Genomic DNA, 324 nt, shown 5'->3' with positions numbered 1-324 from the left:
ATATATTGCTGCGATGCAAAAGAACGGTCGACAATAAACAGAGAGTTATTTCAGGAATAGAGAGCTGGATGCTCAAGCGGGTCGAAGCCAGGCAGGTGCGCACCGGAATGTTTGTAGAGGCCATCGAGGGTGCATGGCACGATCCCTTTCTGTCCAAGCGCAGATTTCTTCTGCGCCGTGAAATCGATGCCCAGAAGCTTCGCAAGAACGGCATGACAGGCGTGATCATCAACACCAGCAGAGGCCTGGATATTGACGGCCTGCCAGGTGGCAATATCGAGATCGACACCAAGGCGGCACGCGAGACCATCCAGAAATCCATGC

Annotated in this window: 1 protein-coding gene; it reads left to right on the top strand. The window is 53.4% G+C overall.

Going from position 1 to position 324, the window contains the following annotated elements; genetic code table 11:
* Window positions 1-68: 68 nt before the first annotated feature.
* On the top strand, window positions 69-324 hold a 256-nt coding region (locus AF337_RS32950; RefSeq protein ID WP_152971312.1), incomplete at its 3' end, for a DUF3391 domain-containing protein.

This window comes from Rhizobium ecuadorense, assembly GCF_001187535.1.
GTDB classification, from domain to species: domain Bacteria; phylum Pseudomonadota; class Alphaproteobacteria; order Rhizobiales; family Rhizobiaceae; genus Rhizobium; species Rhizobium ecuadorense.
This window is presented reverse-complemented; position numbering and strand designations above follow the sequence as displayed.